General features: G+C 60.5%; 10 protein-coding genes. 3 read left to right on the top strand and 7 right to left on the bottom strand.

Going from position 1 to position 9545, the window contains the following annotated elements; genetic code table 11:
* Positions 1-224: 224 nt before the first annotated feature.
* A complete protein-coding gene (locus HMPREF1206_RS05775) occupies positions 225-980 on the bottom strand; it encodes a hypothetical protein (protein ID WP_016422416.1) in 756 nt (251 codons plus the stop codon).
* Positions 981-1023: 43 nt separating this feature from the next.
* On the opposite strand from HMPREF1206_RS05775, the gene HMPREF1206_RS05770 reads away from it, so the two are divergent.
* Positions 1024-2247: a magnesium and cobalt transport protein CorA gene (locus HMPREF1206_RS05770; protein WP_016422415.1), complete on the top strand. Its 1224-nt coding sequence runs from the start codon at positions 1024-1026 to the stop codon at positions 2245-2247.
* Positions 2248-2290: 43 nt separating this feature from the next.
* Here HMPREF1206_RS05770 and HMPREF1206_RS05765 read toward each other — a convergent pair whose 3' ends face one another.
* Positions 2291-2773: a general stress protein gene (locus HMPREF1206_RS05765; RefSeq protein ID WP_042388577.1), complete on the bottom strand. Its 483-nt coding sequence runs from the start codon at positions 2771-2773 to the stop codon at positions 2291-2293.
* Between the two features lie 319 nt (positions 2774-3092).
* On the opposite strand from HMPREF1206_RS05765, the gene HMPREF1206_RS05760 reads away from it, so the two are divergent.
* Positions 3093-4226 carry an Mrp/NBP35 family ATP-binding protein gene (locus HMPREF1206_RS05760; protein ID WP_016422413.1) on the top strand — a complete coding sequence of 378 codons (1134 nt, stop codon included), beginning with the start codon at positions 3093-3095 and terminating at the stop codon, positions 4224-4226.
* Between the two features lie 256 nt (positions 4227-4482).
* Here HMPREF1206_RS05760 and tatB read toward each other — a convergent pair whose 3' ends face one another.
* The 4 genes from tatB to sigE all read right to left on the bottom strand — a co-directional run bounded on the left by tatB (position 4483) and on the right by sigE (position 7583).
* On the bottom strand, positions 4483-5055 hold the full coding sequence (tatB, locus tag HMPREF1206_RS11460; protein WP_016422412.1) for a Sec-independent protein translocase protein TatB: 573 nt from the start codon (positions 5053-5055) through the stop codon (positions 4483-4485).
* 111 nt (positions 5056-5166) lie between these two features.
* Positions 5167-6486 (bottom strand): S1C family serine protease, encoded by a 1320-nt coding sequence (locus HMPREF1206_RS05750; RefSeq protein WP_016422411.1) that lies wholly within the window; start codon positions 6484-6486, stop codon positions 5167-5169.
* On the bottom strand, positions 6486-6878 hold the full coding sequence (locus tag HMPREF1206_RS05745; RefSeq protein WP_052317810.1) for an anti-sigma factor: 393 nt from the start codon (positions 6876-6878) through the stop codon (positions 6486-6488). The genes HMPREF1206_RS05750 and HMPREF1206_RS05745 overlap by 1 nt, the downstream gene beginning before the upstream one ends.
* A gap of 51 nt (positions 6879-6929) precedes the next feature.
* On the bottom strand, positions 6930-7583 hold the full coding sequence (gene sigE, locus HMPREF1206_RS05740) for an RNA polymerase sigma factor SigE (RefSeq protein ID WP_016422409.1): 654 nt from the start codon (positions 7581-7583) through the stop codon (positions 6930-6932).
* 158 nt (positions 7584-7741) lie between these two features.
* On the opposite strand from sigE, the gene HMPREF1206_RS05735 reads away from it, so the two are divergent.
* Positions 7742-8416, top strand: coding sequence for an O-methyltransferase (locus HMPREF1206_RS05735; RefSeq protein WP_016422408.1), 675 nt, complete (start codon positions 7742-7744; stop codon positions 8414-8416).
* Between the two features lie 131 nt (positions 8417-8547).
* Here the strand turns inward: HMPREF1206_RS05735 and HMPREF1206_RS05730 are convergent.
* On the bottom strand, positions 8548-9545 hold a 998-nt coding region (locus HMPREF1206_RS05730), incomplete at its 5' end, for an IS30 family transposase (protein WP_016422407.1).

The following is a 9545-nucleotide window of genomic DNA, read 5'->3' as shown; positions in this document are numbered from 1 at the left end:
AATGGGTTTGATGGCACTGTATTTCGTTCGGCGGGTTTGCTTCACTACTTCTCCTGGTCGAAAGTGGTGATGCATTCACCGCCTGAACCTACCGGCATGAAAGTGTCATAAACTCGCACAGTTTCACATTTGCAGCCCGCATTCATGGGTTATTCAACAAACTTGGCGGCAGCCAACAGCAGATACGCGTCAGATACCGCCACAACTAGCCCCCGCCGCCCCGACTACGCCTTATCCAACCACTCCTGAGCGACCAACTCAGGGCTGGCGCCACCAGCCACAGCCCGGGTCATCAGCTTCAAGTCCTCAGTGCTCAGCGAACCCGCAATCTCATTGAGCACGCGGACTCGATCATCTCGGTCCAGCGCTGGCTTGACGTAGAAAGGCACAAGCCATTGCGGCAAGTCAGCCCCAGCATTGTCAGCTGACACATCTGCGCAGCCCTGTGCCATGCCCGCGTCGGTGGCCATTACTTCGCCCGGCAGCGACCGCGAAAATGCGTCGTACACGCGGTCGCGCCACTCTCCGCTGAACTGCTTGTCCGGGGTGGAGTCGTCGGCGTATTCCTCCGCCAGTGAAGCCGCCGACGCAGGGTCGCTCAGGCCGAGTAGCTCACCTGTGCATCCGAAGGAGACCAGGACCGCTTCATTGCGTACGGCCCGCAACCGGTCGTCAGCATTGCGAATGCCGACGACCTCCGCTTGCCGCCCTATTCTCTCGAAGCTTTGCGCATACACGTACGCAAGAGCTGCTTGCTCAGGGTTGCGTAGGTCTGCCCCGACAGTCACTACCGCCTCCTGCTCGGGAGGAACGGGCATCTGCGGATCCAAATCAGAACATGCGGCAAGACCGAACCCCGTCGCCCCAGTGACCAATGCCAGGGCGGTAAAAGTGCACGCAGTAGCCGTGGAGCTACCCTTGCACCCCATTGAGCGGATGCGAAAGTGGAACCCGGCGTTCGCACGTCTAAAATCAATCATCGACACCAGCGTAACCTACGAACGGATTGTGAGGTCACCCAGAATGGGCGAAGAGAAAAGCCGCAACATCAGCGCTTCGGCGAAGGCTCGCAATCCGCGAACTAGCTCGGCCAGTCAAAGCCAAAAACCGTCGGCCACAGCAAAACCCGGTAAAACCGCTCGGGCGACGAATGCGGCTAAATCCGCAGCGAAGTCGGCTGTCTCGAAGGTGACGCGCACCAACGGCTCGTCGTCAAGCACAGGAACAGGACAGTCGAGGGCGGTGCGCGATGCCCTGCGCGATTGCGGCGTCTACATCGGTGGCAAGCGTTTGCCCGGCACCTACGACCACTTCTCCGGGCTGTCCGAAGTACGGAATTTTGGTGAGGGCTTCACGTGGCTGTCATTGTCGCGCCCCAACGCGACACAGATGGACGCCATCGCCGAGCTTTACGGGCTGGATGAGCTGACGGTGGAGGACGCACTGACTAACCGCCAGCGCCCCAAGATTGAGATCCACGATGATCACGTGGTTTTTGTAATTCGCTCGATTCATTACTCCCCGGAAGGTCTCGCGGATGACGAAAATGAGATCATTCGCTCCGGCCAGCTGATGATTGTCATCGGCCCGGAGTACGTCATCACCATTCGCATGGGCATGCCGAGCTCGGATATGCAGCGCATTAGCGCACGCGTGGAGAACACCACCGACGCCATCGACTACGGCCCCGCGGGCGTGCTGTGGGCGCTGACGGACAACCTCGTCGACGCGTACCTGCGCATCGCGATGCAGCTGGAAGATCGCGTGGAGATTATGGAAGACGAAGTCTTCGAGCCGAACTTGGATTCGGATATTGAGGACATTTACATCCTCAAACGAGAGATTCTGGAGATGCGCCACGCGATCGATCCGCTGACACCGGCGCTGCGCTCCCTGATGAATCTGCGGGAAGACATCATGCCTAAGGACGTCAGCCGTTACCTTTCCGATGTTCTCGACCACCAGCTCGCCGCCGCGGACCTCGTCTCCGGACTCGACGAACGACTCTCCGCCCTCATCGACGCCGCCGCCGTGAAAATCCAGCTGCAGCAGAACCAGGATATGCGTACCATCTCGGCGTACGCGGCTATTCTCGCCGTCCCGACCGCCCTGGCCGGCATCTACGGCATGAACTTTGACCACATGCCCGAGCTGCACTGGGAGTACGGCTACTTCATCGTCCTCGCCATCATGTTCGCCATCGTGGCGTTTTTGGTGTGGGTCCTGCGCCGCAACAAGTGGCTGTAGGCACTGCTTCTGGCAGGCATCGCTTTACGACGGATACAGCAACCTACCCGCGGTTCCCACCGAGCGCCCGCTGCGCCAACAGGTCACGGGCCCGCTCGGCATTGCGGGGATTGCACAGGACGTCGTAGCGACGGGCAACAATCTCCGTAGTGCTCGAGAAATCCCGCTTGCCGTTTTGCATTGCGTACGGAACTGCGGCCAGCACGATGCCGAAGATGGCGCCCATACCGAGGCCAACAATCAGCGGGCTCACCCAATCTTCCTGGAAAAGCCCCAGAATCAGGCCGAAGAACAGGCCCATCCACAGGCCGTACAGCGCGCCGCCGCCGAGCACCTTCGGCCAGGTCAGCCTGCCGACTACGCGCTCCACCTGCATCAGGTCAACACCGACGATGGTGAGGTCGGAAACCGGGAACTCATCGCGATCACTGAGCGAATCCACCGCCGCCTGCGCGTCGGAGTAGTTGGTGAAACTGCCCACCGGCCACCCCTCGGGTACCTGGCGCTGAGGCAACCGGGACTTCATGCTCTGTTCCCGGCCGCTCCCCCAACCGCTGCCCGCTTCCCCATTTCCCATCGGTACTCTCACCGTTCCCTTGCAGTTGCTGTCACAGTAAATGGTGACTCAGTTGTTGAAAATATTGCTAAAACTATCGCCAAAAGGCGTTCTATCAAGGACAACGTCAGACGGTTGGCAATTGTTCCACCGCCTGGTCCGCCGCCCGTTCCACCGCCACCGCGCTTGCCGGAGGGGTTGGTCGCTGTGACCGTCGTAAAGCGGCAAATTACTGATTTTGTCAGTAGTTCTTTGTCTTGCGGGGTCTCACGATAAGATTCACTACATAATGTCTACGATTACTGAAGCTGAAGTTCGCACCGCCCTGGCGCAGGTCGAAGATCCTGAGGTACGTCGCCCGATTACCGAGATTGGCATGGTCAAGTCCATCTCGGTGGCGGACAACAATGACGTGGCCGTGGAGATTTACCTCACCATCGCCGGTTGCCCCATGAGAAACACCATCATCGAGCGCACCGAAGAGGCGCTGAACGGTATCGAGGGCGTTGGCAACGTCACCGTCACCACCGATGTGATGAATGACGAGCAGCGCCGCGAGTTCCGCAACGCCGTCCGCGGCACCGCCTCCGAGCCGGTGATCCCATTCGCCCAGCCGGACTCCCGCACCCGCGTGTTCGCCGTCGCCTCCGGTAAGGGTGGCGTCGGTAAGTCCTCCGTGACCGTGAACCTCGCCGCCGCGCTGGCCGCGAAGGGCCTGTCTGTCGGTGTCCTCGATGCCGACGTCTACGGACACTCCATCCCACACATGATGGGCTCCGAGGAAAAGCCGCACCAGGTCGACGACATAATCATGCCTCCGCAGGCGCACGGCGTGTCACTGATTTCTATCGGACACTTCGTCGACGACAACGCACCGGTTGTCTGGCGTGGGCCAATGCTGCACCGCGCTATCCAGCAGTTCCTCGCGGACGTGTTCTGGGGCGACCTGGACGTCCTGCTTTTCGACCTGCCCCCGGGAACCGGCGACATCGCCATCTCCGTGGCGCAGCTCGTGCCGAACGCTGAGCTGCTGATTGTTACTACCCCGCAGATGGCCGCCGCCGAGGTCGCAGAGCGCGCCGGCACCATTTCCCTGCAGACCCGCCAGCGGATTGCCGGTGTCATCGAGAACATGAGCTGGATGGAAATGCCCGACGGCTCCAAGATGGAGGTCTTCGGCACAGGCGGCGGCGAGACCGTTGCCCGTCGTCTTACCCAGATCACCGGCGGAAAGGTCGAGCTGCTCGGCCAGGTACCGCTGGACACCGAGCTCCGCGAGGGCGGCGACAAGGGCACTCCGATTGTCCTGTCCAAGCCGGATTCGGGCGCGGGCGAGGCCCTGAACGCCATCGCTGACAAGCTGGTTGTTCGTCGCGAGTCGCTCGCAGGCAAGTCGCTCGGCTTGGGCGTGACTCCGAAGTAGGCCTTCGCTTTACGACGATCACAGCGACGCCCCCTCCCCGGTATTTTCGGTGCCGGGAAGGGGGCGTCTGCTTTTGCGGCTGCGGTGTCTGGGGCGTATGTGTTGCTGGTGGTGTTTTTAGTGGTGCGAGCGGTGTATCCGCCGAAGCGGCTGCGTGCACTTACTGACTAGGTTTATGACACTTTCGTGGCAAAATTTGTGCTCAAAGTGTCATAAACCTAGTCAGTAACTTGCGGTCGGGAACGGTTTGCGACCGCTATAGGTTGTCGTCGTCGACCCAGGCCTGCACCCCACGGGGCTGCTGAGGTTGTTGCGGTTGTTGCGGCTGCTGTGGTGTTTGTTGCGCTTGCTGTTGGCGGGCCTGGGCAACTGGATCCTGCCACGTTCCCGGCTGCGGGAGCGGCTGCTGCGACGGAGCCGGCTGCACTGGCTGGTTCGCATTGGACTGCTGGTACTGCTGACCCGCAGGCCCGGCCGCTCCTGCCGCTCCTGCAGCTCCGGCTGCACCAGTTCCGCCACCACCCGCTGCGGGCTTACCGGAGAGCATGTCCAGGTAGGTGTCATCGCCGTCGAAAAGCGTCCTGGTGATGGCGGTCTTCGGGTTGAGACGACGGAGATCGTTGAGCTCCTGCAGCGGCTTGCGAAGATCGTCGAAGTCTTCGCCGAACTCGTCCGAGAGGTTATCGCGTGCGTCATTGATTGCGGTGCGCGCAGCCATAAGCAATGCGCGGACGTCCTCAATTACCTTCGGCAACCGCTCAGGTCCGATGAGAATTAGTCCGAGGATAAAGAGGACAAGAATCTCGCCCCAGCCAACATTAGAAAACACGTTATACCACCTTAGTTACAGTGCACCTCGCATGCAGCATTGCGCGGCCAAATCCACCAAATCTGCCAAATCCGCAGAAACCAGCCGAAACCGGTCGAAACCAGCGCCACCCTACTCCGGCGTGATCTTCGCCTCCAGCTCGGCTCCGTGGCGAACGATCTTCAATACCGCCTCATTACCAGCGCCAACAGTCCACAGCGCCACCGTGAGCTCATCTGCGGACGATACCGCGCGGTCTCCCACAGCCGTAATCACATCGCCTTCCTGCAGGCCTTCCCGGTCGGCAACGCCTCCCGGCAGGATGCTGGCAATCTCGGCACCAGTCAGTGCGCCATTGGAAACCGTGCGCGCTGTCGCGCCGATCCCCGGATGAACGGGCTGCTCACCGGCAATGAGCTGCTCAGCGATGGTAACGGCTGAATTGATTGGAATCGCAAAGCCCAAGCCCTGCGAGCCACCCGAGCTACTAAAAATCACCGTATTAATACCGACGATCGCACCGCGGATATCCACCAGCGGACCACCTGAGTTACCCGGGTTGATGGAGGCATCCGTCTGAATCGCATCGGCGTAGCCGTCCGTGTCAGTCCCCTCAGCGGCCAGGCGCACCGGGCGATTAAGAGCTGAGACAATACCGGAAGTCACCGTTCCGCCCAGGCCCTGCGGCGAGCCCATCGCAATCACTGTGTCGCCGACCGCAACCGCGTTGGAATCACCAAGCTGCGCCACAGTCAGCCCCGCAACGTCTTCGACCTTAATTACGGCGAGGTCGGTCTTTGGGTCGCGGCCAATAATCTTGGCCGGCACCTCTTTCAACTTGCCGCCGTCCCAAAACGTTACGGAGACCTGCATATCCTGCCGGTCCGCCACCGCCGAAACGACGTGATTATTCGTCAAAATATGACCGTCACCATCAATGACAAACCCCGAGCCCACGCCCGAGATCTCACCGGCACTGACCGCAATCGACACCACGGCGGGACGAAGAGTCTCCGCCACCTTGCCGATTTCAGTCAAATCACCGTTGCCCGGCCGCCCCTCGATCTGCTGCAGCTCCACACGCTGGTAGTCCGAGCGGAAAGTCTTGCCAGCCCAACCGCCAACAAAGCCGCCAACACCGCCAATCAGCAGCACCACGGCCGACGACGCCGCAATCACACGCCACGGCACCTCGCGGCCAAAAATCACTTCCCGCGCGCTGACGCGGGGAGCCGTCTTCGGGCGAGGTTTCTTCTTCGCTTCGGGTTTGCGAGCTGGACGCCCCGTCGTCATGCGTGACGACGAATCCTGCCACGGCGAATACTCTTGGACGGTGGCACTGGCGTCGTCGTCAAGCTTTTGCCCTGGAGCACGCTGTAACCCACCAGTTGCGGCGGCACGATCGGCGTCCGGGGCAAACGCGGAATCATCGAAAGAGCGATGTTTGCCCACTAGTGACTACCACCTTTACGAAAACCGCGAACGATCTGCTCCAACGCAGCGCTCAGCGACTCCGGCGGACGGTGCGCGAGATGCCGCGCCGACCGATGGGGCTCTGAGTCCTCGCAACTGCCTGCGAAATCAGCAATACGAGCGCGCAGCTCAGCTGGAATGTGCAAGGGCGCGCTATCACGCAGGCGCTTGGCTGCCTGCCGCTGCTTCGCGACCTCCCGGCGGCATTCCGGGCATGCCATCAGGTGCGCCTGCGCACGACGCTCAGCTACGACCGACAACTCGCCGTCAACAAAAGCGGCAATCGCCTCGGTGCCGAGATGCTCCGTTGACAAAAAACGCTTGTCATCGCCCTGCTGAATCACAGACTGCAGCACCTCCAGAAATCGCACCTATTTAACTAGCCCCACAATAGCCGCTCCCGCGGATTGAGTGCGGGAAATCTAGCCTGCGGTGACCGACTCTGGCAGTTCCTGCCGTTCCTTCTCCAGGCGCTCCAACGTCGCCCGCAAGCTGGAACGTGCCCGGTGAATACGCGAACGCACGGTGCCCATCTTGAGCCCAAGAGTGCTAGCAATTTCCTCGTAGGTCAGCCCCACCACATCACAGAGGACAACCACCGCGCGATAGTCCGGCTGCAGCTCAGCCAGCGCGATTTCCAAATCCGGGTCGAGCATCGCGTCATCGACGGCCTGCTCCGGCGTCTTCAGCGTGCCCGGGACCCGGTCGTAGTTCTCCGGCAACGCCTCCATCCGGATGATCTGCCGGTGCCGGACCATATCCAAAAACAGGTTAGTGGTAATCCGATGCAGCCAGCCTTCAAAAGTGCCGGGACGGTATGACTTCAGCGAACGGAACACACGCATGAATGTCTCCTGCGTCAGGTCTTCCGCGTCCTGCTGGTTACCAGTCAACCGATATGCGAGCCCGTAAACACTATCCGCGTGGGCCTGGACAAGTTCCGACCAGGACGGCATCTCCCCCACACCTGCGTCAAAAGCCGCGGTGCCGGACAGTTGCTCAGTTACGTCAGCGGACGGGGCATCCTCGCGGCTGTCGCCTGCGCTGACTCGTTCGGACTTGACTCGTTCGGGCATGAGGTTCAGTGTTCCTTACCAACCTTAGGTTTGTAGTGACCTTACCCTGAAAATAGTTTGAGAGTCCAGACAAATTTGAGGCTTGTTTACGCACCTAGTCCGGCACTGACCGGCGCGCCCCGCTACCCTGCCCGAAGTTTTTTCCTACGCTATAGAGCGTGTCCGAAACGAGTTCTTCTGCTACCCCGCTATCCGCACGTGACGCTATTGCACAGCACGTCAACAACACGACCGTAGTCTCCGAGGCCCTTGAAAGCGCCCGAGAGAGCGCTCGCGAATACGGAGTTGCCGTCCCCGATACGATGACCGGCGCCGCTTTGACCTCGCTCATGGCTCTGACCAGTGCTCGCCGCGACGGTCACCCCGCCGCTGTCATCGCATCGCCTGCGGCAGGCGTAGTCGGTTTGCACCTGGCCGCCGGGCTCGGCGATAACGGCGTTCTCACCTGCATCGACCCTGAGCTCGAGCACCAGTCTCTGGCAAAGTCCGCTTTCCGAGCCGCAGGCATCCGCCCCAACCGACAGCGCTTCCTGCCCTCGCATCCGCTGGAGGTCATGGATCGACTGGCCGCCGACTCCTACGACTTGGTCTACTTGGACGTCGCCCCGGCAATCCTCCGCGCTGCCCAGGAAAAGGCCTGGCCGCTGCTTCGCTCCGGCGGCGCGCTCGTCCTGACCGGCGCGCTCCTCGACGGCACTGTTGCTGACTCGTCACGCACTGACCGTGACACCGTCGCTGCCCGCGAAGCCGACGAATACATGCTCCAGCTTGACGACGCTTACGTGATGCGCCTGCCCCTAGCAGCTGGCACCACTGTGCTGGTGAAGAAGTAGTTTTCTACTGTTGGCCGGCCGGCTGGCTGGCGGCGGTGGGCCGAGCCGAGTTACTGACTGCGTTTATGACTCGCGGCGGCGGGCCAAGCCAAGTTACTGACTGCGTTTATGACAAAAATGGCCCGGTAGGGTCAGGCGGTCATTGCATCATGGATAACACCAGAGATTACCTCCCGGGGAGTTAACCCGTCGAGCACTACCCGTGGCCGGTTATTCAGCAATGCTTCCGCCTCGGCGACCTCTTGGTCGGTGACATCGGTAAAGTTGGTGCCTTTGGGGAAATAAAACCGGATATCCCGGTTCATCCGCTCATTGCTACCTCGCTGCCACGGCGAATGCGGATCGGCGAAAAACACCTGGATATTCTCCGCGACAGAAAACTCCGTGTGTTTGGCAAACTCCACTCCCTGATCCCAGGTCAACGTCGAAATCGTGGTGTCCATCGACTCTTTGAGCCGACGAATCATCCGTACCATCACCTCATTGACACTGGCGGCAGTATGGTCAGTGCCGAGTCTGCCGAGCAGCACAAACCTGCTGCGGCGTTCCACCAACGTCGCTAAAGCACTGGTGCCATCTGCGCCAATAATCAAATCGCCTTCCCAATGACCGGGTACCGCACGATCATTGGCTTCGGCTGGGCGAAGTGAAATATTGGCATCATGAGTCCAGCGTTTTCCACGTGGCTTGGGCACCCCTGCGAGAAGCGAGCGGGGTTTACGCCCTGGCCGGGTAGTCCGGCAGGACTTTTCAAACACAAGTTCTTTGCGCAAGCTGCCTGCCCCTTGTACGTAAAGGGCCTGGTAAATCGACTCGTGGCTAATAGTCATGGACGTATTATCACCCCACAGTGCAGCCAACCTGCCACTGGCCTGACGCGGCGAGGCGCCACGGTTGAGCAGATTGACAACCTGGGCGCGTAAGAATCGATTGTCATCGAGTTTGCGCGGCTTTGGACGAGCAAGACGCCCGCGGCTGGCCTGATCAGCGTGATAGGCATCGTAGATACCATCGACGCTGTTGCGTGCGATTTCACGACTGATAGTGGATTGACTACGACAGACTATCTGGGCGATACGCCGGTGCGAATGACCTGCCCGCAGGCAATCGGCAATAATTAAGCGTTCCG

Origin of the sequence: Corynebacterium sp. HFH0082 (genome assembly GCF_000411235.1) — a bacterium.
GTDB classification, from domain to species: domain Bacteria; phylum Actinomycetota; class Actinomycetes; order Mycobacteriales; family Mycobacteriaceae; genus Corynebacterium; species Corynebacterium jeikeium_D.
This window is presented reverse-complemented; position numbering and strand designations above follow the sequence as displayed.